Raw genomic sequence first — 26,401 nt, 5'->3', positions numbered from 1 at the left:
GCTGGAGGGATCCGTCCCGCTGAAGAACCTCACCCTGCCGGACAGCGCCGTGGAGCTGAGCGGCTTCAGAGGCTACGACCCGCGCCAGTCCTGACCGGCGCGAACAGGCGGCAGGGCGGGCGGCAGGGCGGGCGGCAGGGCGGGCGGCAGGGCGGGCTCGAGGCGGTCGGCCAGGCGGCGTAAGGCGTCCGCGAGCCGGACGCGCGCCCGGCTGGGCGGGCGGGGCGGGATCATGCGGGAACGGTCGGCCTCGGCGTGCCGTTCGGCGAGGTAGGCGCGGGCGAACTCCTCGTGGATGCCGTACGGGGAAGGCCGCCTCACGGCAACTCCGGAAAGGCGTGGTAGAAGAGGAACACCGGCGAGCTGTCCGGCGGCCTCTCGCTCGTCTCCAGTCGCGCGGCGGTCAGCTGCCGAAACGGCTCCACCACGGCATCGAGCTGCTCGGCGAGGTGCGCCATCTCGTCCCTGGTGAGCCGCAGGTGGCGGCTGCTGCCGAAGCCCGCGTCCCGCCACTCCTCGGGCAGCGCCGTGAGGTTGCGTTCGAAGTCGCGCAGCCGCTCGAACTGGTCGATCACCCACTGCGCGGTCCATGCTCTGATCACGGCCTCGGCGTCAGGACCTTCGAGGTCGGTGTCGAACCGCCAGCCGCGCATGGCCGTCCGCACCCAGCGCTCCCTGCTGTCCCTGGCCAGCTCGGGCACGTCCTCGATCATGTCGTAGCGCTGCAGCTGCCGCAGGTGGTAGCTCACCTGGCCGGGGTCGGCGTCCATCCGCCTGGCCAGCTCGCTCACCGTGACGGGACCGATCCGGAACAGCAGCCCGTACATCTTCATCCTGAACCGGTTCGTCAGCACCCTGAGCATGTCCAGGTCGTCGATCTGTCGCATGACCACGACGCTAGGGGCGGCGCGCGGAAATGCTCAAGACCTCTACTGGATCTTGGAAATGCGCGCGCCGCCGTGCTCCTACCTGCAGGTCTTGCTCTCAGGGGCGCAGTGCTTGATCTCGGGGAAGCGGGGGGACGGCTTGTCCAGCTGAGGGCGGTGCTTCTTGCGCAGATGCTGGTCGAGGAAGGCCGTCACGTAGCTGCGGGTGATCGTCATGGCGCGGGCCCCGGCGATGTCGGCGCCGACATCGATGCCGAGCTGGTCCACCAGCACGCCGAGGTCCGTGAACGACAGGTGCTCGGCCCCGGTGAGCAGCAGCCAGCGCTTCCATCCGGTGAGGTGCTTCCAGTCGCGCTCCCAGGTGGCGGCGGCCTCACCCTGGCCAGGGGTGTAGGTGGCCGGCTTGCCCAGGAACAGGAACGGCCGCTTCAGCCCGCTGTCCGGGACCGCCATGTCGGTGGTGCCGTCGATGTCGATGCCGGCGCGGACGCGGGAGTCGCTCAGCAGGGTCGGGATGGTGCTGGCGCCTCCGACGGAGTGCCCGGCCATCGCGATCCTGGACGGGTCGATGAGGCTGGAACCCTTCCAGGCCGGCCGGGGCCCGGTCAGCCGGTCGAGGACGAAGGACACGTCGCGCGCCCGGCTCTTGACCAGCCCCACCCACCAGTCGGGGTTCTTGTCGATCTCGCAGGTGACGCACTCGGTGACCCGCCCGTCGGGGAAGGTCGTCGCGACGCTCTCGTACGTGTGGTCGATCGCGGCCACCACGTACCCCCTGCTCGCCAGCTCCTCCGCCAGCCCGGTGAGCTCGGAACGGGGCTTGCCGTGGCCGGGGGAGAGCACGACGAGCGGCAGGCCGCGCTTGCGGCCGGCCGGCTTGGCGTCGGTGAAGGCGTTGGTCCTGGTCTTGCTGAGGATGTCGGCGGGGACGGTGGTGATCTTCCCGCTCCTCAGCAGCAGCTCGGACTCCTTGGGCGTCATGTACGGCGCCCGCTTGCGGCCCGGCGACCTCGCCGGATACCACACCGACACCATGAGCTCCCTGAACGTCACCGACGGCACCCATGGGTCGGCGCGTGAGGTGTCCTTCAGGTGCAGGGACGTGACGCCGACCGGGCTGGAGCCGGTCGGCTTGGGCAGGGCGGGCGCGGGGGGCGCCGCCGCCGACGCGGGCGTTGCGGTAACGGCCGGCGCAGCCAGGGCGAGCAGGCTCGCGGCGACGGCCATTCCGCGCTTGAACCGTATGCGGGCATGACTCATGACGGTGTCCCTTCTTGTTTTCCGGCAGGGTTCAGTGACCCCGTGGCGGGGGTGAGCGTTCTTGTCTCAGGGCAGGCGGTGGCGGGTCCAGCGGAGGCAGAAGCCGGCGAGCAGCGCCGACAGGACCAGGAACAGCACGGTCTCCACCCATTGGAGCGGCCAGAAGGCGCTGAGCGGGTGGTACGCGAACCGCTGCCGGTAGCCGAGATCGCTGAGCTTGGCGAAGCACGCCTGCACGGCCGGCAGGCCGATCCGCGAGGGCGCGGGCTGCCCCGACGTGGGGGGCGGTGGCGAGCACTCGCGGGTCCATGCGGGCAGGGCGGTGACGGGGCGGCCGCGGGCGTCCAGGGTGTCGTTGGCCAGCAGCCACGCTCCCGGCGGTCCCGCGACGGTCAGGCGGGGGACGGTGGGGTCGAACGAGCGGACGTTCGCCGCCGTGATCGGGACCGTGCGCTGCTCGGCCGGCAGCAGGTGCGGACGGACCGCCAGGGGCACGGCGAGCTGGACCAGCGCGACGACGGCGAGCGTGACCGCCATCGCCGGCACGGTCCTGCGGATGACGGCTCCTGCGGCGACGCCGACCATGAAGGCGAACGCGGCGTACCCGATCGGCGCCACGCCGCGAGCGCCGAACAGCCGGGGATCGACCCGCGAGAGGAGGCCAGGGTCCTCCATGCCGACGGGGAGCACGGTGGCGTCGGCCCACCAGGTGGTGGGCACGGTCGTGCCGGCGAGCGCGTCGAGCGGGCCCGCCCACCAGGTGACGGCCAGGCTGAGCAGCCCGGACGCGGCCACGGCCGCCGATCCGGCGACCGTCAGCTTGACGGCCAGCCAGCGGGTGCGGGTGACGCCCTGGTTCCACGCCAGGCGGTGGGTGCCCGTCTCCAGCTCGCGGGCGATCAGCGGGGCGCCCCAGAAGGCGCCGATGAGGGCGGGCAGGAGGTGGACGAGCGTCGCGCCGGCGTAGAACAGGGTCTCGTCGGTGGGGGTCACCCAGGAGAGCTGCCGCAGGGGCGGGCCGGTGACCGCCAGGGCGACGGCGACGGCGACCAGGAGGGCGACCGCGATCAGGGCATGGGGACGGAACTGGCGCCAGGTCAACCAGATCATCGGACGATCTCCAGCGCCGGCCGCTCCCCGGGCCCTTCCGCGCCGGGCCCATGTGTGCCGGATCCGGCGGGTTCGGCGGGCGGGCTCATGTAGGCGAGAACGAGGTCCTCCAGGGTGAGGGCGCCGACGGCCCAGGCGGGGTCGAGGATCGGCGCCTCCGTACGGACGATCAGCGTGCTCTGCCGCTCGGTGTGCGCGGCGGTGACCACGTGCTGGTCGGCGGGAAGGCTGTCGCGGCGGGGCCCGCTGAGCCGGTGGTGCACCGCCAGCAGCTCATCGACGTCGCCGTCGAGCCTGACCTCGCCGCCCGCCAGGACGATCACCCGGTCGCAGACGCGTTCCAGGTCGGCGACCAGGTGGGAGGAGAGCACGACGCCGAGCCCGTGCTCGACGACCGCCTCCATGAGGTCCTGGAGGAACTCGCGGCGCGCGAGCGGATCGAGCGTCGCCACCGGCTCGTCGAGCAGCAGCAGCTCGGGCCGCTTGGCCAGGCCCATCGTCAAGGCGAGCTGGGCACGCTCGCCGCCCGACAGCTTCCCGGCCCGCTGCCTGGGGTCGAGCCCGAGCCGCTCGACCCGGGCGCGGGCGAAGGGGTCGTCCCAGCCGGTGTTGAGCCGGGCGCCCAGCTCGAGGTGGTCGGCGACGGTGAGGGCGGCGTAGACGGGGGCGTCCTGCGCGACGTACCCGACCTTGGTGAGCTGCTCGGGGCCGCTGCCAGGACGGCCGCCGCACACCTCGATCGTGCCCGAGGTGGGGGTCAGCATCCCGGCGGCCAGGCTCAGCAGGGTCGACTTGCCCGCGCCGTTGGGGCCGACGAGGCCGGTCACGTGCCCGGCCGGGATGTCGAGGGTGCAGCCGGTCAGCGCCGTACGGCGTCCGAACCTCTTGGTGAGCGCCCGCGCCCGCACGCTCATGTGGGCCGCCTCGGCGCCGTCACGGGGGGCGCGCTCACGCTATGTCCTCCTGGGCGACGCTGCGAAAGGTGGTCATGAACAGCGCCTCGATGCTCTCGTCGTCCAGCCCGGCCTTCCTGGCGCGGGACAGCCAGCGCCGCAACTCCTGCCGCAGGGGGCCGTGCGCGGCCAGCGTGGTGTCGGCCAGCGTCCTGGTCACGAACGTCCCCACACCGGGACGGGCGGTGACCAGCCCGTCGTGTTCGAGCTCGCGGTAGGCCTTGAGCACGGTGTTGGGGTTGATCGCCAGCCGCGCCACCACGTCCTTGACCGTGGGCAACTGGTCGCCCTCGCGGAGCAGGCCGAGGCGCAGGGCGTGACGTACCTGCTGGACGAGCTGCAGGTACGGCGACAGCCCCGAGCGGCCGTCCAGATAGAACTCGATCACAACTTCCTCCATTTATCTATATTCATAGCACTATGGTGGAAGCCATGTCGATTCGCGCCCCGGATCAGCGCTCGCGGTGCAACGGGCTGAACCGGACGGAAGCCCAGCTCAGCCCCATGATCACCACGCCACGGCCGTCGCCGAGCCCCTGCTCGCCGGTTCCTGGGGATCCGCGCCGGTTGCTGACCGGCCGCGTCTCGACCACCGAAGTCCGGCGGCCGACTCGGTCCGCGCCTCGTCCTGACGGTCGGGCTCGTCGACACCTGCCACGGCCCGTGGTGGTCAGGCCACGGGCACCTCCCCGTCCACCACCTGGTCGCGGAGCGGGGCGAGGGCGCCGGCGATCGTCGCGATGGTGTCCTGCGGCACGTCGCAGTGCGTCAGCGCGCCGGCCAGGTGGCCGACCACCGCGTCGAAGTCCTCGCCGGTGATGCCCAGGCCGGCGTGGGCCTCGTCCATCGTCTTGCCCCGGTACTCCTGCGGCCCGCCCAGTGCGGCCGCCACGAAACTGCGCTGGTGCGCCTTGAGTTTGCCCATGTCGGTGCCGGTGAAGCGGCCGCCGAGCCGCGGGTCGGCCATGACCCGCTCGTAGAACTCGTCGACCACCGCCGAAACCGCGCTCGCGCCGCCGATCTGGTCGAAGATGGACGCCATGGTGACCTTCCCTCCGGGTGCGGTTGTCAGGAGGGTCACAGCGGGCGGTTCCATCGCGGTGACGCGGCGGCAATACGCCTGCACCATAGTGCTCACCGCAGTGACGCGTACGTAACGTGCCCGTTCACTCGCGGGCGGCGGCCAGGCGGTCGAGGATCTCGGTGAGCGTGGCGGTGCTGGTGGCGAAGTTGAGCCGGGCGAACGCGGCGGTGTCCACCGCGGTGTTCTGGGCGAACTCGGCCCCCTCGCTGAGCTTGACCCGCGCCAGCCGTTCCAGCCGGGCGGCGGGCGCGCGGCCCCCGATCGGGCTGTCGGTGAAGTCGAACCAGCTCAGGTACGTGCCCTGCGGCGAGTGGTAGCGCGCGTCCCACGGCAGGCCCGCCGCCCACTCCTCGATCAGCCGGCGGTTGCGTTCCAGGGTGCGCGTCAGCTCCGCCAGCCAGCCGTCCGAACGCCGCCACGCGGCCAGGGTGGCCACCCGGCTGAGCGTGCTCGGCGTGCCGAAGAAGTCGAGCGGCGCGGCGGCCAGCGCGTCGTGCAGCCGGTCGGGGCCGACGTGCGCGACGGCGCAGCGCAGGCCGGCGATGTTGAACGCCTTGGTCGCCGACGTGGCCGTGACCGTGCGGGCGGCGGCCGTACCGACGGAGGCGAACGGCACGTGCCGGTGCGGCGCGAACACCAGGTCGGCGTGGATCTCGTCGGCCAGCACCACCAGATCCAGCTCCTCGGCGGCGTCGGCGCACGCGCGCAGCTCGTCGGACGTCAGGACGCGGCCGGTCGGGTTGTGCGGGTTGACGAGCACGAGCAGCCGGCAGCCCTGCTCCCGCAGCAGGGCCGTCAGGTCTCCGGCCGGGGGATGCCAGCCGGTCGCGTCGCCGGTCATGGGCAGCGGGACGATCCGTCGTCCCGCCCTGGCGATGCTGGCCAGGAACGGAGGGTAGGCGGGCACGTGGATCGCGACGCCGTCGCCTGGCGCGGTGGCGTACTCGATCATGACCTGCAGGATCTGCAGCAGGTCGGTGAAGACGCGCGCCCGTCCGGGGCGGGGGCGCCAGCCGTGGCGGGCGGCCATGCGCTCCTCGAACGCCGCGACCACCGGGTCCTCGCCCGGCCAGTACGGGTAGCCGAAGTCCGCGCGGTCGGTGACCTCAAGAAGGCTCTCGCGGACCGCGGGCGGGATGCCGAAGTCCATGTCGGCCACCCATGCGCCGATGGTGCCCGGCGGCAGGGAGCCCCACTTGACGCCGTGGCCGGAGCGCAGGCGTTCGACGTCGATGGTCTCGAACGGGCCGCTCACGCCGCCGCCCCGGCGTGGATCGCGTCGCGCAGGACCTCCATCTGGCCGTGGTGCTGGGCGAGCTCCTCGTACACGTGCAGCAGCGCCGATCCCTGCGTCTGGACGTCGTCGGGGCCGAGGAAGCCGTCCGGCGGCGTGCCGCGCAGCGGGTCGGCGGGGACGGCCGCCCGTACGTCGTCGGCCAGCTTCGCCCGCACCTCCCTCACCTTCTCCAGCAGCGGCCCGACGGGTCCCGAGCTGACGAACTCGGCGTCGCGGTCCCGGGCCACCTCGCGTCCCGACACGAGCGTCCCCGCCCAGTACGAGGTCACGCCGAGGCAGTGGGTGAGCAGCGCGTACGGGGAGTTGGCGCCGGGCAGCGGCCTGATGTTGGCCTTCTCGTCGCCCAGCTCGGCGACGATCGCGGCCATCCCGTCAAGAGCACGATCGACGTAGTAGAGGTACTCGTCCTCGGTGATCACCAGATGCCCCTCCAAGCTCGTAACCGTCTCAGCTGGTGTACACCTTGCGACATGGAGCTGTAACCGGTCAAGATGGTGTCGTGGGTTTCGTCTTCGTCAGCGGCAACCTCGCCCTCGACTTCGCCGGCACGCTCAAGTGGCGCCGCAGCGACCAGGAAGAGCTCCTCGCCACCCCCGCCGACCTGTCCCGATGGGCCGTCGAATCCGGCGTGACCACCGAGCCGCCGTCGGCCGACGAAGCGGATCTGGTTCGACTGCGCACACTGCGCGAGGCCATCTACCGCCTCGTCATCGAGGGCATGAACGACCGCCCCTGGCCGGAGGACGACCTGCACGTCGTCAACCAGGAGGCCGCCGGCGCACCCCCGGAACTGCGCCTGACGGCTGCGGGCCTCGTCCGCACAGGCGACCCCACCGCACTGGCCGCCGCAGTGTCCCGCTCAGCCGCCGAACTACTCGCCGAACAGGCTCAGTTGCGCGTCAAAGAATGCGCCTACGACGACTGCACCCGCCTGTTCGTCGACCGCTCCCGAGGCGGCAACCGGCAGTGGTGCGGCATGGAGGAATGCGGCAACCGCGTCAAGGTGGCGAACTACCGCTCCCGCAAGAACGCCCGCACGTGACAGGGCCGGGAAACCATACGCGATCAGCACCGCTACACCCCGGTCCGGACCGGCGGGCTTCCCTCCGGCGGCAGACCCAGGCAGGTGCCATGAGCACGCTGGTCTCCCTCAGCCGCTTCCTTTCCGCCGGCGCGCTGCTCGGCCTCGCGTACCGTCTGGAACGCAGCCGGCGGACGCGCTCACCAGCGTCCTTCGCCGTCAGTAGGCACCGGGGACGGCGGCTCCCAAAACGGGGCGGCGGAGGTGCTCCGGCCTGAGGACGACGCCGGTGACGCGGCCGGCGACGGCGAAGGCGGCCGGGATCGGGTTGTCGAGGTGGTCGTCGGCGGCCGGGTCGATGCCCAGCTCGCGTAGGTGACGGTTGAGCCGGTCGGGATCCGTGCCGTGCCTTTCGAGGGGGAAGTTCGGGTTGATGTCGGTGACGTACGCGCCGTCGAGGGCGTAGGCGAGGGAATGCCGGGCGGCGTAGTCGTGGCGCATCACCGCCACCGCCTCGCCGCCATCCCTCGACAGAGGACACAGACCCTTCAGGTGGGAGGCCCGCCACCCGCAGTCCTCGACCACGACCGTCCAGTCACCCACCCGCCGCACGGTGACGATCTCCGGCCCCTCCGGCTGCGAGTAATCGTCGTCCGTGATCATGCGGATGTCCGCGTCGACGGCCCCGATGCGGCGTAAGACCTCGTGTTCGTCCAGGCCCCGGACGAACGCGACGGTGTAGACGTCGCGCAGGGAACTGCCCTCCACCCAGCCGTAGTCCTCCGGCGAGGGGCTGGGGGTGCGCGCGGTGGCGTGGACCAGCTCGACCTTCTCCGCCTGCTCGTAGAGCTCCGGGTGCGCGGCGAAGAAGGCCTCGATGAGGTGCCGGGCGAGCCGGCCGCGCTCGCTGACCGGGTGGCCGTTGGCCGCCGCCCACTCCCGGATGCGGAAGGTGTCGGGGCGGTGCTTGAGGTAGGGCACGCGGTGCGGGGTGAAGTCGGCGGGCATGATCGGAAGCTACTCCTCGGGTGTGACACTCCTGGGCATCAGCGCGAGCGTGATGAGGGCGGACACGAAAGCGAGGGCGCAGGCCGCGTTGAGCGCCGGGGTGAGGCCGGTCAGGGTGCTCAGTGCCGGACCTGCGAGGGCTCCGGCCATGTTCGCGGCGGCTTCGACGGTGACGAAGGCCGAGCTGACCCGGCCGAGCAGCTGCCTGGGCGTGGCGCGTTGCAGCCAGGTGTGGGTGGCGACCACCACGGTGACGCCCGGTATCCCGAGCAGGACGGCGGCGGTCAGGGCGACGGGCAACGTCGCGGCGTTGAACATCAGCCGTACTCGACCGGCTGGCCGATGCGCTCGGCACCCGCCTGACGGTCACCCTCGCCGACCGGTCGGCGGAACCGGCGACCGAGGCGCCGCCGCCGTCACTCGTGGACTTCTCGAAGAGCCGCCGCTTCGCTCGGGAGGTCGGGCGGCTGGCCGCCGTCATGGGGGAGGATCAGCGGACGGTACGCGCCAAGCTCGTCGGCACGCTGGCGGCCGTCGCCGGCACGCTCGAACGGGACCTGCGCGAAGCCGACTGGCAACGCCTGCTCGACGCGCTGGTCCTGATCCTGGCCCACCCTCCGGAGTGAGTTCAGGCGGTGAACCAGCCGTTGTTCGACGGGGTCAGCAGGAGCGCGATGACGCCCACGGCCAGCGCGAGCCCGGCGACCGCGCCGACGCTGACCGTGCTCATCAGCCCCACCAGCGCGTTGGCCGCCAGCAGTCCCTGGATCGCCAGGCCCACCCACTGCACCCACCTGCGGCGGGTCCGCATGAGGACGACCACCGCCCCGGCGAGCACCGCCACGGCGACGCTGAGCACGAAGTTGAGCACCAGGAGCCCGTTCAGCGCGAGCGGAAGCAGGACGAGGGCGCTCAGCACGACCTCCATGAGCACCTGTACGCACATGAGCACCCGGGCCGCCCGCACCGTGCCGGGCATGATGTGGGCCTGCTGCACGTTCACGTGGCCTCCGGGGGGTGAGAGCGTTTGATCACGATAACGGCGGCTCCGCACCCCGGCAACGAGCAGTTCGTCAGCGGGCGTCACGCAGGCGCAGGAGATGGCCGGTGATGTGGTCACGGGCCGCGGTGACGGCGCGAGCCGCGTGATCGTCGATGCCCTGCGGCGGGCGGGTGCCCTTGAAGAGCAGCGTGGCGTAGCCGTGCGTGGTGGACAGGTGCACGTAGACGAACTCGGCGGTGTCGGCCCAGGAGGTGTCGGCGGGCAGCACGTCCGCGGTCAGGCGCATGAGGGCGGCCGTGAGCCGGCGGCTCTGCTCCTGGACGGTCGGACGGTGGGGCTCGGCGAAGTCGTAGGAGTAGACGAGGTCGAGGCCGGTGCGGTGCTCCAGGACGAAGCGGGTGTAGGCGCCCGCCGTGGCGGCGAGCCGGTCCACGGGATCGGGCCCCGCCCGCTCGGCCGCCTCGACGAGAACGTCCGTGATGTCGCCGATGATGGCGGCCGCGCAGGCGGCGAGCAGCGCCTCCCGGTCGGGGAAGTGGCGGTACGGCGCGGCCGATGACACGCCGACGCGGGCGGCGACCTTCGCCACGGAGAAACCGCTGACGCCCGATTCGGCCAGGAGCGCGAGACTCTCGCGGATCAGCTCCTGACGCAGGTCGCCGTGGTGGTAGCCGCGTTTCTTCGGCGTGGGTCTGCTCACGGCGAACGATTCTCCTCCCTTTCCGATGTTAGAGTACTCTTACTTAATGTTAGAATGCTCTTACATCGACGGAGATGAGAACGCATCATGGAGCAACGGACACTCGGACGGCAGGGGCTGACGGTGTCGGCGCTGGGATACGGCGCGATGGGCATCTCCCTGGCCTATGGGCCGTCGGACGAGAACGAGGGGATCGCGACGATCCGCCGGGCCCACGAGCTGGGCGTGACGTTCTTCGACACGGCCGAGCTGTACGGGCAGGGCGAGAACGAGCGGATCGTCGGCGCCGCGCTCGCCCCGATACGCGACGAAGTCGTCATCGCGACCAAGTTCGGCTTCGACTTCACCGGCACCAGGCAGGGCGGTGTCGACAGCCGTCCCGAGCACATCCGCGAGGTCGTCGACGCCGGCCTGCGCCGCCTCGGCGTCGACGTCATCGACGTGCTCTACCAGCACCGCGTCGACCCCAACGTGCCCATCGAGGACGTGGCGGGGACGGTCAAGGAGTTCGTCGACGCCGGCAAGGTCCGCTATTTCGGGCTGAGCGAGGCGGGGGCCAACACCATCCGCCGCGCGCACGCCGTCCAGCCCGTCTCGGTTCTGCAGACCGAATACTCCCTGTTCGAGCGGGACGTCGAGAGCCTCTTCCCCGTCCTGCGCGAGCTCGGGATCGGGTTCGTCGCCTACTCGCCGCTCGGCCGGGGCTTCCTCACCGGCCAGGCCAAGCCCGGCGCCGAGTACGACCCCACCGACATGCGCAGCTGGGACGCCCGCTTCCAGCCCGGCAACTACGAGAAGAACCTGGAGGCAACCCAGCGGCTCGCCGACCTGGCCGCGGCCAAGGACGCCACCGTCGCCCAGCTCGCCCTGGCCTGGCTCCTGGCCCAGGGCGACGACATCGTCCCCATCCCCGGCACCCGCAGCCCCCAGCGACTGGAGGAGAACGTGGCCGCCGCCGAGATCACCCTCGACGACGGAGACCTGAAGCGCATCGCCGAAATCCTCCCGACCGGCGGCTTCGGCGCCCGCTACCCCGAGGGCATGCTCCCCACCTGGGACTGACCCCGCAGCGGACGCACCCTGCCCGGGCGGCGAAGGACTCATCCAGCAGCGCGAAGAGAACCTCGATCACCTTGTGCTTGCTGGACTCGGGAGTGACAGGACTGGAGCTGGACTGTTCATCAGCTCCCAATCCAGGCGAACGCCGCTTTCGGCTTCGACCACGGCCAGGCAGGCTGCGTCAATGTCCACTGACGCATCCGCCTCCTCACTGTCATAGCACCTGGTGAAGAGATCGACATAGGCACTCAACGGTCCGAGAAACTCGGTCCGGACGCCGGCTCGGGGCCTTCGAGGTCCCGAACCGATCACGCATGTCGGTGTAACGAGCAACAGCCTCATCCAGCGCCACTAGCTGGCCTTTCTCCGCGAAGGAGCGTTCCCGTCCCGTTGCGAGGCGCCGTTGAAGCCGGCCGCGGTGAAGGCCTCGGGCATCGCAGACATGCGGGTCATTGTGGCCCATCGGTTTCCTGGTGTCGTACTGAACATCTGCAAGGCCCTCAGACGACCTCCTCGGCGGGCCAGGGGCTTGACGGGGCAAATGAACGATTTTTTAATTCGCTCAAGGACGTACCAGGAACCGAGACCCCCAGGACAGACGGGAACGAGGCCATGCAGGTACAGAGCGGAGCCGGACGATGACCGTCGACGATCGCTTCGGCGAGGAGCTTGAGCAGGCGCGCAAGAACCGGCCCATCGGCACGGTCACCGACCCGGTCACCGATCCGGTCGGCGACTGGGCGACCGACTTCTCCCACGTCGACCCCGTGTGGGCCGCCGACCCCTACCCCATCCAGGACGACCTGCGCCGGCGCTGCCCGATCGCGCACACCGAGCGGTTCGGCGGGGTCTGGCTGCCCACCCGGTACGAGGACGTCGCGTCGATCGCGTACGACACCGACCGTTTCTCCTCCCGGGCCATCATCGTCAGCAACGTCCGCCCGCCCATGGAGCTGGCGCCGGTGGGGGCGGTGCCGCCGATCTCCTCCGATCCGCCGTTCCACCACGACGCCCGCAAGCTGCTGCTGCCCGCGTTCACCAAGTCGGCGGTGGCCAAGCGGGAGGCGGCGACCAGGGCGTACTGTCACGCGCTCATCGACGCGATGGAGGGCAAGGAGGTGGTGGACGCGGCCGGCGACTACGCCCAGCACATCCCGATGCGGGTGATCGCCGACATGCTGGGCTTCCCGCCGGAGGACGGGCCGAAGTTCGCCGCGTTCGTGGAGAGCGCGCTGGAGAGCATCAACCGGCCGCAGGACGAGCGCATCGAGGGGTTCACCCGGCTGACGGACTACCTGGTGGCGCAGATCCACGACCACATCGAGCATCCGCGCGACGACCTGACCACGTACCTGATGAACGCGGAGCTGTACGGCAAGAAGCTCGACCCGATCCACGTGGTGGGCACGATGACGTTGCTGCTCATCGCGGGCATCGACACGACGTGGAGCGCGATCGGGGCGTCGCTGTGGCATCTGGCGAAGACGCCGGCCGACCGGGAGCGGCTGGTGGCCGAGCCGGGGCTGCTGCCGACGGCGCTGGAGGAGTTCCTGCGGGCGTACGCGCCGGTGACGATGGCCCGCCTGGTCAGGGAGGACATGACCTGGAACGGCGTGGAGATGAAGGCCGACGACTGGGTGCTGCTGTCGTTCCCCGCGGCCAACCGGGACCCGGCGCAGTTCGAGCGGGCCGATGAGGTGGTGATCGACCGCGAGGAGAACCGGCACGCGGCGTTCGGGCTGGGCATCCACCGGTGCGTGGGCTCGCATCTCGCGCGGATGGAGCTGCGGGTGGCGCTGGAGGTGTGGCTGGAGCGGATCCCGGTGTTCGAGCTGGCCGATCCTGCGGCGGTGACGTGGGCGGCCAGCCAGGTACGCGGCCCGCGCACGGTGCCGGTGCGGGTCGGCTGACCGCCCGGCGCCCTGGACGGGAACGGAGAGCGAATCTAGAATCCGAATCTAGAATTAAGCGTCCGTTCTTTTGAGGTGGGGTCATGCCGCATCGGATCTATGTCGACGGCGAGTGGGTACAGGCGAGCGGCGGCACCGCGATACCGGTGGTGAACCCCGCGACCGAGGAGGTCTTCGACGAGGTGCCGCGCGGCGGCGTCAAGGACGTGGCCCGCGCGGTGGAGGCCGCTGCCGCCGCCCTGCCCGCCTGGTCGGCCAGGCCGATGGAGGAGCGGGCCGCCCTGTGCGCGAGCGTGGCGGCCGCCCTGCAGGAACGCGCCGGCGAGCTGACCGAGATGATCGTGGACGAGCTGGGCATGCCACTCAAGCTCACCAAGGCCATCCAGGTGGGCGCGCCGATCCGCACGTTCGCCTCGATGCCGCAGGTCGCCGGCGAGGTCGCGGTCGAGGAACGGCTCGGCGGCTCGGTCGTGCACCGCGACCCCATCGGGGTCGTCGGCGCCATCACCCCCTGGAACTACCCGCTGCACCAGATCGCCGCGAAGGTCGCCCCCGCCCTGACGGCCGGCTGCACGGTGGTGCTCAAGCCCAGTGAGGTCACGCCGCTCAACGCGTTCGTGCTGGCGGACGTGCTGCACGAGGCCGGGTTCCCGGCGGGCGTGTTCAACCTGGTCTCCGGCACCGGGCCTGAGGCGGGGGAGGCGCTGGCCGGGCATCCGCAGATCGACATGGTCTCCTTCACCGGCTCCACCAGGGCGGGGCGGCGGGTCGCCGAACTCGCCGCAGCCGGCGTCAAGCGCACCGCGCTGGAACTCGGCGGCAAGTCCGCCAACGTGCTGCTCGACGACCTCGACGACGCCGCCTTCGAGGACGCCGTACGCAAGGGCGTCGCCGCCTGCTACCTCAACTCAGGACAGACCTGCTCGGCGCTGACCCGGCTGCTCGTCCCGCGCGACCGGCTGGCCGAGGCCGAGCGGATCGCCGCCGACGAGGCGGCCACCTACAGCGTGGGCGACCCGCGCGACCCCGCCACCAGGCTCGGCCCGCTGGTGTCGGGGCTGCAGCGCGAGCGCGTACGCGACCACCTGCGCTCCGCCGTCGAGGACGGCGCGACCGTGCTCACCGGCGGCCCCGACGCGCCCGACGGCCTGGAACGCGGCTTCTACGTGCGGCCGACCGTACTCACCGGCGTCGCATCCGAGTCGCGCGTCGCGCAGGAGGAGATCTTCGGGCCGGTCCTGGTCATCCTGCCCTACGACGGGGAGGACCAGGCGGTCGAGATCGCCAACGGCACCGCGTACGGGCTGGCCGCCGGCGTGCGCGGCGCCGACCCCGAGCGCGCCTACCGCGTCGCCCGGCGGCTGCGCGCCGGGCAGATCCGTGTCAACGACGGCACCCACAACGGCCTGGCCCCCTTCGGCGGCTACAAGCAGTCCGGGTACGGCCGCGAGTACGGCCGCTTCGGCCTGGAGGAGTTCCTCACCACCACGTCCATCCAGCTCTGAAGCCCCCGGGGGAGAACGAAACCGATGCGAGGCGTCATCCTGCGCGAAACCGGCAAGCCGGTCGAGGTCAGCGACGAGCTGACGATCCGCCGGCCCGGCCCCGGAGAGGTGCGCGTGCGGTTGCGGGCCGCCGGCGTCTGCCACTCCGACCTGTCGATGTGCGAGGGGCGGCTGCCCGCGCGGCTGCCGCTCGTGCCCGGCCACGAGGGCGCGGGTGAGGTGGTCGAGCTCGGCCCCGGCGTGTCGGGGCCGCCCGTCGGCAGCCACGTCATCCTGTCGTGGATCCCGCCGTGCGGCGGGTGCGCGTACTGCCTGGGCGGGCAGCCCAACCTGTGCACCTCCGTCCGCCCGCCCGCCGAGCCCACGCTGAGCATCGCCGGCGAGCCCGCGCACGCCGGGCTCGGCGTCGGCTGCTTCGCAGAGGAGACGGTCGTGGACGCCCGCGCGGCCATCCCCATCCCCTCGGACGTGCCGTTCGACGTGGCCGCCGTGGTCGGCTGCGCGGTGCTCACCGGCGTCGGCGCCGTGGTCAACACCGCCCAGGTACGGCCCGGCTCGTCGGTGCTGGTGATCGGCTGCGGCGGCGTCGGGATCAACGTCATCCAAGGGGCCGTGCTGGCCGCCGCCGCGCCCATCGTGGCGGTGGACCGCGTACCGGAGAAGCTGGCCGCCGCCCGCGCCTTCGGCGCCACCCACACCTTCACCCCCGACGAGCTGCGGGCCGGCGCCGACGAGCTGACCGGCGGGCTCGGCTTCGACTACGCCTTCGAGGTCGTCGGCCGCTCCCAGACCATCAGGCAGGCGTACAAATCGACCCGGCGCGGCGGCACCACCGTCGTGGTCGGCGCCGGCAGCGCCGACGACCCCGTCACCTTCAGCGCCGCCGAGCTGTTCGCCACCGAGCGCCGCCTGCTCGGCTGCCTGTACGGCTCCGGCGACGTGCGCACCGACTTCGCCCGCCTGCTACGGCTGTGGCGGGCCGGGCGGCTCGACCTGGACGGGCTGATCAGCAGGCGCATCGCGCTCGACGGCGTGGCCGAGGCGTTCGCCGCCATGGGCTCGGGGGACGTGATCCGGTCGCTCGTCACGTTCCCATGAGCGAGCCGGGACAACCGGCGCCGCACGACCCCGATGAGCGGGCTCAGCTCCGCTACGCCTGGCGGGTCCTGTCGGTCGTCGGCCTGGCCAGCATCCTGACCGCGCTCGGCAGCAGCTCGCTGAACGTGGCGCTGCCCGAGGTCGTCCGCAACTTCGACGCCTCGGCCGCCGCCGCGAGCTGGATGCTGCTGTCGTTCATGCTGGCCAACACCGTGCTCATGGTGGTGTTCGGGCGCCTGGCCGACATGTTCGGCCGCCGCTCGATGTACCTGTGGGGCCTGGCCACCTACACCGGCGCCAGCCTCCTGCTCGGCTTCGCCCCCGGCGAATGGTACGTCGTCGGCCTGCGCGTCGTGCAGGCCGCCGGCGGCGCGATGCTGCTGACCAACAGCGCCGCCCTGCTCACCGACGCCTTCCCGCGCCGCCACCTCGGCCGCGGCATGGGCATCTACATCGCCTCCTTCTCCGTCGCCCAGCTCGTCGGCCCGACGCTGGGCGGTTTCCTGACGCACCGGTACGGCTGGCAGTGGGTGTTCTGGTACAACGTGCCGCTCGGCGTGCTCTGCCTGATCTGGGGCGCGGTCACGCTGCGCCGCACGCTCGCCCGGCCGGGGGAGCGGGGCATCGACGTGCCGGGCAACCTGCTGGTGCTGGTGTCGCTGGGCGGGCTGCTGTTCGGGCTGTCGCAGGCCGCCGACCTCGGCTGGACCGATCCGGTCGTGCTCGGCGGGGTGGTGCTGTTCGTCCTGCTCATGCCGGTGTTCGTGGTGGTCGAGCGGCGCAGCGCGCACCCCGTGGTGGACGTACGGCTCTTCGCCGACCGGGTGTTCACGCTCGACCTGCTGGCCACGTTCCTCAGCACGGTCGGGCGGACGGCGGTCGTGCTGCTCGTCGCGCTGTTCTACCAGGCCGTGCACGGCGAGAACCCGGTGACGGCCGGGTTGAAGGTGCTGCCGCTCTCGGTCGCCATGATGATCGCGTCGATGAGCGCGGGCCCGCTGCACGCCTGGCTCGGGGCGCGGCTCGTCGGGCTGCTCGGCAACGTCGTCGGCACCGCCGGGCTGGTGGTGTTGCTGGGGTACGTCTCCGCAGATGTCGGGTACGCGCCCATGTGCGTGGGCATGGTGCTGCTCGGGGCCGGTGCCGGGATGTTCCTGCCGGCCACCGCCACCGCCATCCTCGACCAGCTCCCCTCCCACCGGATCGGCATCGTCAACGCCATGCGGCTCATGATCCAGAACTCCGGCGTGGTGGTGAGCACCGCGCTCGCGCTGTCCCTCGTCACGGGGCCGCTGCCGGCCGCGCTGCGGCCCGCCGTGTTCGCTGGGACGCTGTCGCGGGTGGCTCCCGAGGGCATCGGGGCGCTGGTCACCGGGTACCGGATCACCTTCGGCGTGCTGACCGTCGTGTCCGTGCTGTCGGTGCTGGCCTCGCTGGGCGGCCTGCGCCGCCGTCGCGCCCGCCCGGCCCCCGCGCCTGCCACCCCCGAGCCTGCCACCCCCGAGCCTGCCACCCCCGAGCCTGCCACCCCCGAGCCCGCCACCCCCGCAGCCGGCCCGCCCGCGCCTGGGCCGACCGGTTCGGCGGGCTCGGCGGGCTCGTGTGGCTCGCCTGGTTCGGCCGGCTCACCGGGCTCGCCGGGGGAGCGGACCCCGTGACGTCCGGTGCGCCCACGCTCGAGCCGGCGCTGCCGCCCTCCACTGAGCGGGCCGTGCCCGATGGGTGGGTCCGGGTGGACTGTCACGTGCACACCGTGGCGTCCGGTGACGCCGTCACGACGCTCGGCCGGCTCGCCGAGCAGGTCGCGGCGCACCGCATCGACGTCGTGTTCCTCACCGACCACAACCACCTCGCCGGCACGGCGGACGACCTGTCGCGGGCCGTCGGGTGCCGGGTCGTGCCGGGCGAGGAGGTCCGTACGGGGTCCGGCGAGGTGCTCGGGCTCTTCCTGACAGAACGGGTGCCGTACGTGCTGCCCACCCGTGAGGCGATCCGGCGGATCCGCGCCCAGGGTGGGCTGGTGTGCGCGCCCCACCCGTACGACCCCGAGCGCTCAGGGCTCGGCGGGCACCTGGACGAGCTGTGCCGGGACGGGCTGATCGACGCCGTCGAGGTGTTCAACGCCAAGATCGAGGACCAGCGCCACAACAGGGCCGCGCTGCGGGCGGCGCGGGCGTACGGGCTGCCCGGCACCGTGGGTTCGGACGCCCACGACCCGGACGGGATCGGGGCCGCGTACCTGGAGATGCCCGACTTCGACGGCCCCCGCGCGTTCCTGGAAGCGCTGCACCACGCCCGCCGCTACGGCGAGCACCGCCCGCACGCCCGCCGCTACGCCCGCTGATCGCATTTCCTTTACCGTCATTTGACGAAAGAGGGCAAGGCCAGGTCGCCCGGCTGATACGTGCCGCATTTCCCCCGCGACAGTGCCAAAAGATGGCAGAGCGGTCGTTAGGATTCTGCGGGGAGAACGTGAACGTCCGGGGCGGGAGAGCATCGGTGAGTGAGAAGACGGAGGCGAGCGCCGCCAACGGCCTCACCAACGGCCCCGCCACAGAAGGCGCCCACGGATCCGCAGGAGGTTCCAACGGACCCGCGGCTCAGGCCATCGCAGGCGCCGACGGGCCCGCCGGCCGGAGCGGCCTCGTCGACCGCCCCACGGACGGGACCGCCGCGTCGGGTGACGCGGTCGGCAGGGTGCTCGGCACGCATGCCGCCTCCCCGCTGTCGTTCTGGGTCGGGCTGGAGCCCGGCCGCGTCGTGCAGCTCGACGACGTGGTGGTGACCAGGCGCGACACGCCCGACTACGGCCCGGTGCTGGTCGCGGGCGTGGTGTCGGCCGTCGAGGCGCGTCACGAGGGCGCCGGCTTCGACTCCGACGTCTTCCTCATCGCCGACGGCGCGCTCCCGGCGGCCGTGGTCGAGTGCGCCGAGGTGCGCGTCACCCGGGTCGAGCCGGAGATCTTCGTGCCGCCGCTGCCCGGCGCGCCCGTCTACCGCGCCGGGAGCGGCGAGCGCGATCAGGCGCTCTACTTCGACGTGATGGACCGGCGCGTCCCCATGGGGCTGGGCCGCGACGGGCAGCCGATGTACGTCAATTTCGATTTCCTCGACGGCACCCGCGGCGCCCACGTGTCGATCTCCGGCGTTTCCGGCGTGGCGACGAAGACGTCATTCGCCACATTCCTCATCTATTCGATATTCAATTCCGGCGTGCTGGGCGCGGAGGCCGCCAACACCAAAGCCCTGGTCTTCTCCGTGAAAGGCGAGGACCTGCTCTTCCTCGACCACGCCAACACCCGCCTCGACGCCGCCGCCACGGCCCGGTACGCCCGGCTCGGCCTGCCCGCCGGGCCGTTCGGCAGCGTCCACGTGTTCGCGCCGCCGCGCCCCCGCGACCCCAACGGCGTGCCCGACGTCTCGGCCAGGACCCGCGACGTCAGCGCCTACTACTGGACGCTGGCCGAGTTCTGCGCCGATGAGCTGCTGCGCTTCGTCTTCAGCGACGCCGACGACGAGCGGGCCCAGTACTCGCTGCTCGTCGGCCAGGTCGCGGCCCGGCTGCAGGCGTGGGCCGAGCCGGTGGGCGAGGGCGGCGCCGTACGGATCCGCCGCCCGGGCGAGGAGAGCGGCCCGGTCTGCCGCACGTTCGGCGACCTGGTGGACGTCGTCGGCGCGCAGCTCGCCGACGAGGGCACCCGCGCCGCCTGGACCGGCGCGCCCACCCCGCTGGGCACCGTCAACGCGTTCCTGCGCAGGCTGCGCGGCGCGGTCAGGGCGCTGTCGCCGATCGTCCGCGGCGACCTGCCCGGCGGCCGGCCGCACGCGATCGGCACATCCGACGCCCAGGTCTCCATCGTCGACCTGCACAACCTGCCCGAGCGGGCGCAGCGGTTCGTGGTCGGCGTGACGCTGCGCGGCGAGTTCGCCCGCAAGGAGAGCGCGGGCACCGCGAAGCCGCTGCTGTTCGTGGTGCTGGACGAGCTCAACAAGTACGCCCCCCGCGACGGCGAGTCGCCCATCAAGGAGATCCTGCTCGACGTCGCCGAGCGCGGCCGGTCGCTCGGCGTGATCCTCATCGGCGCCCAGCAGACCGCCTCCGAGGTCGAGCGGCGCATCGTGGCCAACTGCTCGGTCCGCGTCGCGGGCCGCCTCGACCCGGCCGAGGCCACCCGCCCCGAGTACGGCTGGCTGCCCGCCACCACCCGCGACCGCGCCACGATCGCGAGGCCCGGCACCATGTTCGTCACCCAGCCCGAGATCCCCGTGCCGCTCGCCGTCACCTTCCCCTTCCCCGCCTGGGCCACCCGCCCCGCCGAGGCGGCCCAGCGGCCCGCGCCGCGCCGGGAAGCCGATCCGTTCGCCGGGCTGCCGGGCGCCGACGACGACATCCCGCCCTTCTAGGTCAGGCGAGCGCATGAAGATCCTGCACACCGCCGACTGGCACGTCGGCAAGGTACTCAAGGGCCGCCACCGCATGGACGAGCACCGCGCCGTCCTGGGCGACCTCGTCCGGCTGGCCCGCAGCGAGGACGTCGACGCGGTGCTCGTGGCAGGCGACCTCTTCGACACCAGCGCCCCCACCCCCGAGGCGCAGGCGCTGGTGCTCAACGCCCTGATGGCGCTGCACGAGGGCGGGCGCGACGTGGTGGTCCTGGCCGGCAACCACGACAACCCGCACCTGCTGGAGGTCTACCGGCCGGTGCTCGGCAAGCTCGGCATCCACGTCGTCGGCGCGTTCCGGCGTCCGGACCAGGGCGGCACCCTGGCCTTCACCGCCCGGTCGGGCGAGCCCGTACGGCTGGCCGTGCTGCCGTTCCTGTCGCACCGGTACGTCGTACGCGCCGCAGAAGTGCTCGCCGGCACGTCCGCCGAGCACAACCGCGACTACGCCGCCCGCATCGCCGAACTCGTCACCGCGCTCACCGACGGCTTCTCCGCCGACACCGTCAACCTCGTCACCACCCACGGCACGCTGCCGAGCGGCCGGTTCGGCGGCGGCGAGCGGCGGGCCCAGTCGATCTTCTCCTACTACTTCGAGCCCACCGCGTTCCCGCCCGCCACCCAATACGCCGCGCTCGGCCACCTGCACCGCCGCCAGCAGATCCCCGGCCCCTGCCCCATCTGGTACAGCGGCTCGCCCCTCGCCGTCGACTTCGGCGAGGAGGACAACACGCCCGGCGCGCTGCTGGTCACCGTCGAGCCGGGGCGTCCCGCCCAGGTGCGCGAGGCGCCCATCACCTCGGCCCGCGCGCTGGCCACCAGGACGGGCACGCTGGAGGAGCTGGCGGCCATGGCGCCCGGCCTGGCGGAGACGTGGCTGCGGGTCGTCGTCACCGAGCCGCCCAGGCCAGGGCTGGCCGAGACCGTGCGCGAGATCCTGCCCACCGCGCTGGAGGTGGCCGTCCACGAGCGCTTCCGCCCCGTACGCGACGCCCGCCGCACCTCCGCCGACGGGCCCGCCCGCAGCCCCCGTGACCTCTTCCGCTACTACCTCGCCGCCTCAGGCCGCCACGACGACCGCGTCGCCGCCCTGTTCGACCGCCTGCACGAGGAGGTGAGCGGCTGATGCGCCCGCTGCGGCTGCACCTCGACGACTTCGGCAGCTTCCGCGAGCCCGCCACCGTCGACTTCTCCGGCGTCGACTACTTCGTCCTGGTCGGTCCCACCGGTGCGGGCAAGAGCACGCTCATCGACGCCATCTGCTTCGCCCTCTACGGGACCGTGCCGCGCTGGGGCAAGGAGAACGTCATCGCCCACGCCCTCGCGCCGTCCGCCGTCTCCGCCAAGGTCGCGCTCGTCTTCGAGAGCGCGGGACGCAGGCTCGCCGTGGTGCGGGCGCTCAGGCGCGACGCCAAGGGCAAGGTGCACACCGCCGAGGCCCGGCTGGACGAGCTCGACCCGTCCGTGCCCGCGTCGGCCGAGCTGGAGGACCTGCTGGCCGCCGTCGTCCGTCCCGTGGCCGAGGGGGCCGCGGTCACCGGCGAGGTGCAGCGCGTCACGGGGCTGGAGTACCGGTTCTTCACCCAGTGCGTGGTGCTGCCGCAGGGCAGGTTCGCCGAGTTCCTGCACGCCCAGCCGCGCGAACGCCAGGACCTGCTCGTCCAGCTCCTCGACGCCGACGTCTACGAACGCGTCCGCCGGCGCGCCGTCCAGGAGGAGCAGGCCGCCGCGCAGGCCGCCGGTTTCGCGCGCGAGCGGCTGGCCAGGCTCACCGACGCCGACGAGCCGGCCGAACGCGCCGCCGCCGACCGGCTCGCCGCCCTGCACGCCCTCGACGCGCGGATCAGGACGGACCTGGAGGGGCTGCGCGGCCACGACGAGGAACTGCGCCGCCTCGCCGACGAACGCGACGCGCTGCGCGACCGGCTCGCCGCGCTGGCCGCGCTCGCCCTGCCCGCCGACGTCCCCACCCTCGCCTCCAGTGCCCGCGCCGCCGCAGGCGAGGCCGCCGCCCTCACCGAGACCGTGACCGCCGCCGAGGCCGCCGAGCGGCGCGCCGAGGACGAGCTCGCCGCCCACGACGACCCCGCCGTGCTCCTGGAGCGCTTGCAGGCGCTGGAGACGTACGAACGCCTGCTCGCCGACCTGGCCGCCGCCGAGGCGCAGGCCGCGGAGACCCGCGCCGCCCTGGAGCCGCTCGCCGCCCGCTCCCGTACGCTCGACGCCGCGGCGACCGAAGCCGAGCAGGCCCGCGACCGCCTCCGCGACGCCCACGCGGGCGCCGGCCTGGCCCGCCGCCTCGTCGTCGGCGAGCCCTGCCCCACCTGCCTGCAACCCGTCACCACCCTGCCCCACCACCCGGCCACGGCGGACCTGCACGCCGCCGAGAAGCGCCTCACAACGGCCCGCCGCGAGGCCGACCAGGCCGGCCGCGCACACACGGAAGCCCTCACCGAGCTTCGCCACCTCGACCGCACGGTCGACGACCTCACCACCCGCGCCACCACCCTGCGCAAGGAGCTGTTGCCCGAGAACTCCGCAGTGGAGCCCTTTGACGGGCGGGTCGAGCGGGAGTGGATCGCCGCGTGGCGAGAGGAGCTGGAAGGGCGCGTGGCTGCGGGGCGGGAGGCGGAGCGGCGGGCGGCCGGGGCCCGGCGGGCCGCGCGCGAGGCCCGTGCCGAGCTGTCCACGGCCAGGAAGCGGGCCGGCGAGCTGGCCGGCCGGACCGAGCGGCTCTGGCGGGACATCGAGGCCGCGCGCGACACCGTGGTCCCGCTCGGCGCGCCGCCGCTCGACCGTGCCGACCTGCACCACGCCTGGACGGCCCTGCTGGCCTGGCGCGACGAGGCGGAAGGCCGCGAGCGCGCCGCGCTGGAGAGCCAGGAGGCCCGCATCGCCGAGACCGGACGGCAGGCCCGCGCCCTGTGGACGTCGGTGGTCGCCCAGCTCACCGAGCACGACGTGGCCGTACCCGACCGGCCCGCCGCGCTGGGGGAGTCGGTCAGTGCGGCCGTCGCGCAGGCGCAGGCGTGGCTGGACCGGGTCAAGGAGAATCGGGCGGCCGCCCGTGAGCTGCGCGAGCGCGTCGAGAAGGAGGAGGAGCGGGCCAGGGTCGCCAAGGAGCTGGCGCAGTGCCTGCGGGCGGACGCGTTCGAGCGATGGCTCTGCACCGAGGCGCTCGACCTGCTCGTCACCGCCGCCTCCGAGACCCTGCGCGAGCTGTCCGACGGCCAGTACGAACTCACGCTCGGCGCCAGGAACGAGATCGAGGTCATCGACCACGCCGAGGCCGGGATGCGGCGCAACGCGCGCACCCTGTCGGGCGGCGAGACGTTCCAGGCCGCGCTCGCGCTGGCACTGGCGCTGTCCGACCAGGTCGCCGGCCTGTCGGCGACCGCCGCCCGCAGTCTCGACTCGCTCTTCCTCGACGAGGGCTTCGGCAGCCTCGACCCGGCCACCCTCGACACGGTGGCGACCACGCTCGAACGCCTCGCCGCCGGCCGGGATCGCATGGTCGGCGTGGTCACGCACGTGCCCGCGCTGGCCGACCGCATCCCGGTACGCTTCGAGGTCAGCCGCGACGCCAAGGGGTCACATTTGTCCAGGACGACCGCATGACGGCAGGGTTCACCGTCGACGCGTGGGACCCGTCCTACTCCGCCGCGCTCGACGCCGAGGCGCTGGCCGAGCTCGACGCCACGAGCGCCGAGCTGGACCTCGACGTCGAGCTGGCCGCCGCCCGCTGGCGCCCGATCACGCCCGGCCCCGGCGTCGCGCCGCCCGAGGTGCTGCTGATCGCCGACGGGGTGCGCCGCATCGACGCGCGCCTGTGGACGTACGCCGACGGCGACCCCACCGCGCTGCCCGGCATCGCGGCCTCATGCGCGGCGGGGATCGTCCGCTGCGCGCCGGGGGCCGGGGCCGCGCCGGTCGCCGTCGAGGTGAGCAGGTCGCTGTTCAGCGCCTCCCCGTACGCCGGCGACGTCGTCACCACCGCCGCCGCCTACCGCGCCCGCCGCGCCCCCGGCCCGGGGGCCGACGAGCTGACCCTGGCCCTGCAGCGCCACCTCACCCAGCTGGAGGTGGAGCTGGCCGTCCGGCACAGGGCCGAGGTGGGGGAGGAGGACCTGCTGCTGGTGGACGGTCCGCTGCGGGGCCGTACGCACCTGCCGCGCACGGTCGGCTACGTCAAGACCCACCACACCGCCTACCTGCCCGCCCCGCAGGCCGCCACCGTGTCGGAGCTGCTGCCCGGCCAGCGCACCCCGGTCTTCCTCATGGGGACGAGCTGGCGCCGCCACACCTGGTACCTCCGGCTGCCCACCACCTCCGACATGCCGTGGGCGGGCGTCGTCCGCTGCGAGGCGAGCGCCGACCTGCCGCTCGACGACCTCGTACGCCTGGCCGACTCCCTCACCCGCGCCCTGCCGCCGCTGGCGGGCGTCGACTACAAGGACCCGCGCGCCCCGCAGAACCTCATACCCATCGGCGGCCTCGAACGGCTGCTGCGCCACCGCCTGGGCGACGCGCGGCTCCTCTACCGCGCACTCCGCGCCGCCGCCCGCCGCCAGAGCCGCGCCACGCCGCCGCGCATCCCCGTCCCCACGCGCTGAGCCGGCCGTCACCGGTACCGGGGCAGCGGGGTGCATCCATCGCAAAACAGGACAGAATTGTCGCGTGACCGTCGCAGATCATCTTCCGGCCGGCCCGTTCGAGGAACAGCTGTGGGCCGCCTACCAGGACGGGCAGCAGGCGTTGTGCCTGAGCCTGCTGCGTGAGGCCGACCTGGCGCTGCCGATCACCGCCGCCGCGGCGGCCGGTGCGGAGCCCCCCGCCTGGGCGACCGCCGCCGACGCCGAGCGGACCTGGATGATCGCCTTCACCTCGGCCGAGGGGATGACGCGGGCCACCGGCGGCGCCGCCACGCACTACCGGGTCGCCTCGATGACGGAGCTCGCCGCCGTCTGGCCCGACCTGCGCTGGGGGCTGGCGATCAACCCGGGGCTGCCGGCGTCGTTCATGCTCGAATCCGGCACGGTCGCCCGCCTGGCCGTGCCCACCCTCACCCAGGACCTGCTGCTGGCCCCCGGCTCCGGCGTGCCGGTGATGCAGAAGCTGCTCGCCGCCGCCGACATCCCCGCTCTGCTGGACACGCCCGAGCCCCGGGTGTCGGGATACTGCCACCACGCGCTCGACGTCTCGCACATCGCCACCCCCGCCGTGCTGGCCGCCGCACTCGGGCAGGAGGAGCTGATCACGGAGTCGGGCTCGCTGAACATGCTGCGCTGGCGGCCCGTCGGCCTGGAGCTCTACCGGACGCCGTACGGGGGGACCGACGAGGAGGGCCGGCAGGCCGTCGCCGGCTGGGTGGTGGAGGAGCCGCCGTTCGTGGGAATGGGGCTGGTGCCGAACGTGCACTCCATCGTCCGCGAGTACAAGGTGTACGGCGTGGGCCTGCCGCACGGCGCGCAGATCTGGGAGCTGACCAACGCCGGCACCGAGCACCGCCGTGCCGTCTACCACGGCGACCTGCGCCGCTGGTACCTGGTGAGCAGGACGTCATGACGTCGTGGCACTCCTACCGGGCCCGCTGGCAGGGCTCGGTCTTCCCGGCCAGCCCCGAGCCGCACGCCCTGGAGCTGTGGGTACGCCTGCGCAGCGAGGAACCGCTGGACGGATTCGAGGAGGTGGAGCCCGGCTGCCACGTGCGTACGGTGCCGGTGACCGAGTGCGAGTCGCTGCACTTCGTCACGGTCGTGTGCCGGTGGCGTGACGAGCCGTTCCAGGTGCACGACGAACGCGACGGGCTGCTGCTGCTCGAATACCTCGGCGGGTCCGCGCCGCGAGCCCGTGACCTAGGGCTGGAGCGGGTGGAACGCGGCGTGTGGCGGGCCTGGGCGCCCCGCTCGGAGGTGACGGAGCTACGGGAGGAGGCCGTGTCGCTCACTTCCGGAAAATCACATGTTTAGGCCAGCCCCTTGTTTCCTGGTGTTAATGTGACGGAAACTTACTCCTCAGGTAGATGTGGCGTCACATGGGCGAAAGTGGCGAGGGGGCTATGGG

The 26,401-nt window shown here is 72.7% G+C and carries 27 protein-coding genes; 14 read left to right on the top strand and 13 right to left on the bottom strand.

Annotated features, from left to right (window positions below; all coding sequences use genetic code 11):
• Positions 1–72: 72 nt before the first annotated feature.
• The 9 genes from AB0K18_RS24075 to AB0K18_RS24035 form a co-directional block, all read right to left on the bottom strand.
• The gene (locus AB0K18_RS24075; RefSeq protein WP_364917865.1) at positions 73–321 is read right to left on the bottom strand and encodes a hypothetical protein; all 249 of its coding nucleotides are present in this window, start codon (positions 319–321) and stop codon (positions 73–75) included.
• Entirely contained in the window at positions 318–887 is a 570-nt protein-coding gene (locus AB0K18_RS24070) for a helix-turn-helix domain-containing protein (RefSeq protein WP_364917863.1), read from the bottom strand. The genes AB0K18_RS24075 and AB0K18_RS24070 overlap by 4 nt, the downstream gene beginning before the upstream one ends.
• Before the next feature lie 78 nt (positions 888–965).
• Positions 966–2,147 carry an alpha/beta hydrolase gene (locus AB0K18_RS24065; RefSeq protein ID WP_364917860.1) on the bottom strand — a complete coding sequence of 394 codons (1,182 nt, stop codon included), beginning with the start codon at positions 2,145–2,147 and terminating at the stop codon, positions 966–968.
• A gap of 66 nt (positions 2,148–2,213) precedes the next feature.
• Complete coding sequence (locus tag AB0K18_RS24060; protein ID WP_364917858.1) at positions 2,214–3,257, bottom strand: ABC transporter permease subunit; 1,044 nt, start codon at positions 3,255–3,257, stop codon at positions 2,214–2,216.
• Complete coding sequence (locus AB0K18_RS24055) at positions 3,254–4,171, bottom strand: ABC transporter ATP-binding protein (RefSeq protein ID WP_364917855.1); 918 nt, start codon at positions 4,169–4,171, stop codon at positions 3,254–3,256. Before AB0K18_RS24055 ends, AB0K18_RS24060 begins: the two co-directional genes overlap by 4 nt.
• 34 nt (positions 4,172–4,205) lie before the next feature.
• Complete coding sequence (locus tag AB0K18_RS24050; protein WP_364917853.1) at positions 4,206–4,598, bottom strand: GntR family transcriptional regulator; 393 nt, start codon at positions 4,596–4,598, stop codon at positions 4,206–4,208.
• Positions 4,599–4,880: 282 nt separating this feature from the next.
• Entirely contained in the window at positions 4,881–5,252 is a 372-nt protein-coding gene (locus tag AB0K18_RS24045; protein ID WP_364917850.1) for a group 1 truncated hemoglobin, read from the bottom strand.
• Between the two features lie 124 nt (positions 5,253–5,376).
• A complete protein-coding gene (locus tag AB0K18_RS24040; protein WP_364917847.1) occupies positions 5,377–6,549 on the bottom strand; it encodes an aminotransferase class I/II-fold pyridoxal phosphate-dependent enzyme in 1,173 nt (390 codons plus the stop codon).
• Complete coding sequence (locus AB0K18_RS24035; protein WP_364917845.1) at positions 6,546–7,025, bottom strand: DinB family protein; 480 nt, start codon at positions 7,023–7,025, stop codon at positions 6,546–6,548. The genes AB0K18_RS24040 and AB0K18_RS24035 overlap by 4 nt, the downstream gene beginning before the upstream one ends.
• A gap of 65 nt (positions 7,026–7,090) precedes the next feature.
• Between AB0K18_RS24035 and AB0K18_RS24030 the strand changes: the two genes are divergently transcribed.
• Positions 7,091–7,633, top strand: a complete 543-nt coding sequence (locus tag AB0K18_RS24030) for an ABATE domain-containing protein (RefSeq protein WP_364917842.1) — start codon at positions 7,091–7,093, stop codon at positions 7,631–7,633.
• 198 nt (positions 7,634–7,831) lie between these two features.
• Here the strand turns inward: AB0K18_RS24030 and AB0K18_RS24025 are convergent, their stop codons facing one another.
• Entirely contained in the window at positions 7,832–8,620 is a 789-nt protein-coding gene (locus AB0K18_RS24025) for a histone-like nucleoid-structuring protein Lsr2 (RefSeq protein ID WP_364917840.1), read from the bottom strand.
• A gap of 9 nt (positions 8,621–8,629) precedes the next feature.
• Positions 8,630–8,938, bottom strand: coding sequence for a hypothetical protein (locus AB0K18_RS24020; protein ID WP_364917837.1), 309 nt, complete (start codon positions 8,936–8,938; stop codon positions 8,630–8,632).
• Between the two features lie 104 nt (positions 8,939–9,042).
• Here AB0K18_RS24020 and AB0K18_RS24015 point away from each other — a divergent pair, with 104 nt between their 5' ends.
• Positions 9,043–9,246, top strand: a complete 204-nt coding sequence (locus AB0K18_RS24015; RefSeq protein ID WP_364917835.1) for a hypothetical protein — start codon at positions 9,043–9,045, stop codon at positions 9,244–9,246.
• A gap of 2 nt (positions 9,247–9,248) precedes the next feature.
• On the opposite strand, the gene AB0K18_RS24010 is transcribed toward AB0K18_RS24015, so the two are convergent.
• Together AB0K18_RS24010 and AB0K18_RS24005 are read right to left on the bottom strand one after the other, a co-directional pair.
• On the bottom strand, positions 9,249–9,623 hold the full coding sequence (locus AB0K18_RS24010; RefSeq protein ID WP_364917833.1) for a hypothetical protein: 375 nt from the start codon (positions 9,621–9,623) through the stop codon (positions 9,249–9,251).
• 70 nt (positions 9,624–9,693) lie between these two features.
• Entirely contained in the window at positions 9,694–10,323 is a 630-nt protein-coding gene (locus AB0K18_RS24005) for a TetR/AcrR family transcriptional regulator (protein ID WP_364917831.1), read from the bottom strand.
• 87 nt (positions 10,324–10,410) lie between these two features.
• Between AB0K18_RS24005 and AB0K18_RS24000 the strand changes: the two genes are divergently transcribed.
• The 12 genes from AB0K18_RS24000 (at position 10,411) to AB0K18_RS23945 (ending at position 26,307) form a co-directional block, all read left to right on the top strand.
• Positions 10,411–11,385: an aldo/keto reductase gene (locus AB0K18_RS24000; protein ID WP_364917829.1), complete on the top strand. Its 975-nt coding sequence runs from the start codon at positions 10,411–10,413 to the stop codon at positions 11,383–11,385.
• A 635-nt stretch (positions 11,386–12,020) separates the two neighbouring features.
• The gene (locus AB0K18_RS23995) at positions 12,021–13,292 is read left to right on the top strand and encodes a cytochrome P450 (protein WP_364917826.1); all 1,272 of its coding nucleotides are present in this window, start codon (positions 12,021–12,023) and stop codon (positions 13,290–13,292) included.
• Between the two features lie 83 nt (positions 13,293–13,375).
• A complete protein-coding gene (locus AB0K18_RS23990) occupies positions 13,376–14,797 on the top strand; it encodes an aldehyde dehydrogenase family protein (RefSeq protein ID WP_364917824.1) in 1,422 nt (473 codons plus the stop codon).
• 24 nt (positions 14,798–14,821) lie between these two features.
• Positions 14,822–15,895: a Zn-dependent alcohol dehydrogenase gene (locus tag AB0K18_RS23985; RefSeq protein ID WP_364917822.1), complete on the top strand. Its 1,074-nt coding sequence runs from the start codon at positions 14,822–14,824 to the stop codon at positions 15,893–15,895.
• The gene (locus AB0K18_RS23980) at positions 15,892–17,553 is read left to right on the top strand and encodes an MFS transporter (protein ID WP_364917820.1); all 1,662 of its coding nucleotides are present in this window, start codon (positions 15,892–15,894) and stop codon (positions 17,551–17,553) included. Before AB0K18_RS23985 ends, AB0K18_RS23980 begins: the two co-directional genes overlap by 4 nt.
• Positions 17,550–18,239, top strand: coding sequence for a CehA/McbA family metallohydrolase (locus AB0K18_RS23975; RefSeq protein ID WP_364917817.1), 690 nt, complete (start codon positions 17,550–17,552; stop codon positions 18,237–18,239). Before AB0K18_RS23980 ends, AB0K18_RS23975 begins: the two co-directional genes overlap by 4 nt.
• A 155-nt stretch (positions 18,240–18,394) precedes the next feature.
• Positions 18,395–20,299, top strand: a complete 1,905-nt coding sequence (locus AB0K18_RS23970) for an ATP-binding protein (protein WP_364917814.1) — start codon at positions 18,395–18,397, stop codon at positions 20,297–20,299.
• Between the two features lie 13 nt (positions 20,300–20,312).
• Positions 20,313–21,464, top strand: a complete 1,152-nt coding sequence (locus AB0K18_RS23965; RefSeq protein WP_364917809.1) for an exonuclease SbcCD subunit D — start codon at positions 20,313–20,315, stop codon at positions 21,462–21,464.
• Positions 21,464–23,956, top strand: a complete 2,493-nt coding sequence (locus AB0K18_RS23960) for an SMC family ATPase (protein ID WP_364917806.1) — start codon at positions 21,464–21,466, stop codon at positions 23,954–23,956. Before AB0K18_RS23965 ends, AB0K18_RS23960 begins: the two co-directional genes overlap by 1 nt.
• Positions 23,953–24,951 carry a hypothetical protein gene (locus AB0K18_RS23955; RefSeq protein WP_364917803.1) on the top strand — a complete coding sequence of 333 codons (999 nt, stop codon included), beginning with the start codon at positions 23,953–23,955 and terminating at the stop codon, positions 24,949–24,951. The genes AB0K18_RS23960 and AB0K18_RS23955 overlap by 4 nt, the downstream gene beginning before the upstream one ends.
• 64 nt (positions 24,952–25,015) lie before the next feature.
• On the top strand, positions 25,016–25,903 hold the full coding sequence (locus AB0K18_RS23950; RefSeq protein WP_364917801.1) for an SseB family protein: 888 nt from the start codon (positions 25,016–25,018) through the stop codon (positions 25,901–25,903).
• Positions 25,900–26,307, top strand: a complete 408-nt coding sequence (locus AB0K18_RS23945; protein ID WP_364917798.1) for a hypothetical protein — start codon at positions 25,900–25,902, stop codon at positions 26,305–26,307. The genes AB0K18_RS23950 and AB0K18_RS23945 overlap by 4 nt, the downstream gene beginning before the upstream one ends.
• Positions 26,308–26,401 lie beyond the last annotated feature (94 nt).

The organism is Nonomuraea sp. NPDC049421 (genome assembly GCF_040677005.1).
GTDB classification, from domain to species: Bacteria; Actinomycetota; Actinomycetes; order Streptosporangiales; family Streptosporangiaceae; genus Nonomuraea; species Nonomuraea salmonea.
This window is presented reverse-complemented; position numbering and strand designations above follow the sequence as displayed.

Coding starts and splice junctions, on each gene's coding strand:
- AB0K18_RS23955 (WP_364917803.1), top strand. CDS start 23,953: ATGACGGCAGGGTTCACCGTCGACGCGTGGGACCCGTCCTACTCCGCC.
- AB0K18_RS23965 (WP_364917809.1), top strand. CDS start 20,313: ATGAAGATCCTGCACACCGCCGACTGGCACGTCGGCAAGGTACTCAAG.
- AB0K18_RS23990 (WP_364917824.1), top strand. CDS start 13,376: ATGCCGCATCGGATCTATGTCGACGGCGAGTGGGTACAGGCGAGCGGC.
- AB0K18_RS23985 (WP_364917822.1), top strand. CDS start 14,822: ATGCGAGGCGTCATCCTGCGCGAAACCGGCAAGCCGGTCGAGGTCAGC.
- AB0K18_RS24055 (WP_364917855.1), bottom strand. CDS start 4,171: ATGAGCGTGCGGGCGCGGGCGCTCACCAAGAGGTTCGGACGCCGTACG.
- AB0K18_RS24000 (WP_364917829.1), top strand. CDS start 10,411: ATGGAGCAACGGACACTCGGACGGCAGGGGCTGACGGTGTCGGCGCTG.
- AB0K18_RS23945 (WP_364917798.1), top strand. CDS start 25,900: ATGACGTCGTGGCACTCCTACCGGGCCCGCTGGCAGGGCTCGGTCTTC.
- AB0K18_RS23980 (WP_364917820.1), top strand. CDS start 15,892: ATGAGCGAGCCGGGACAACCGGCGCCGCACGACCCCGATGAGCGGGCT.
- AB0K18_RS24025 (WP_364917840.1), bottom strand. CDS start 8,620: ATGCCCGCCGACTTCACCCCGCACCGCGTGCCCTACCTCAAGCACCGC.
- AB0K18_RS23995 (WP_364917826.1), top strand. CDS start 12,021: ATGACCGTCGACGATCGCTTCGGCGAGGAGCTTGAGCAGGCGCGCAAG.
- AB0K18_RS24020 (WP_364917837.1), bottom strand. CDS start 8,938: ATGTTCAACGCCGCGACGTTGCCCGTCGCCCTGACCGCCGCCGTCCTG.
- AB0K18_RS24045 (WP_364917850.1), bottom strand. CDS start 5,252: ATGGCGTCCATCTTCGACCAGATCGGCGGCGCGAGCGCGGTTTCGGCG.
- AB0K18_RS23960 (WP_364917806.1), top strand. CDS start 21,464: ATGCGCCCGCTGCGGCTGCACCTCGACGACTTCGGCAGCTTCCGCGAG.
- AB0K18_RS24065 (WP_364917860.1), bottom strand. CDS start 2,147: ATGAGTCATGCCCGCATACGGTTCAAGCGCGGAATGGCCGTCGCCGCG.
- AB0K18_RS24060 (WP_364917858.1), bottom strand. CDS start 3,257: ATGATCTGGTTGACCTGGCGCCAGTTCCGTCCCCATGCCCTGATCGCG.
- AB0K18_RS24070 (WP_364917863.1), bottom strand. CDS start 887: ATGCGACAGATCGACGACCTGGACATGCTCAGGGTGCTGACGAACCGG.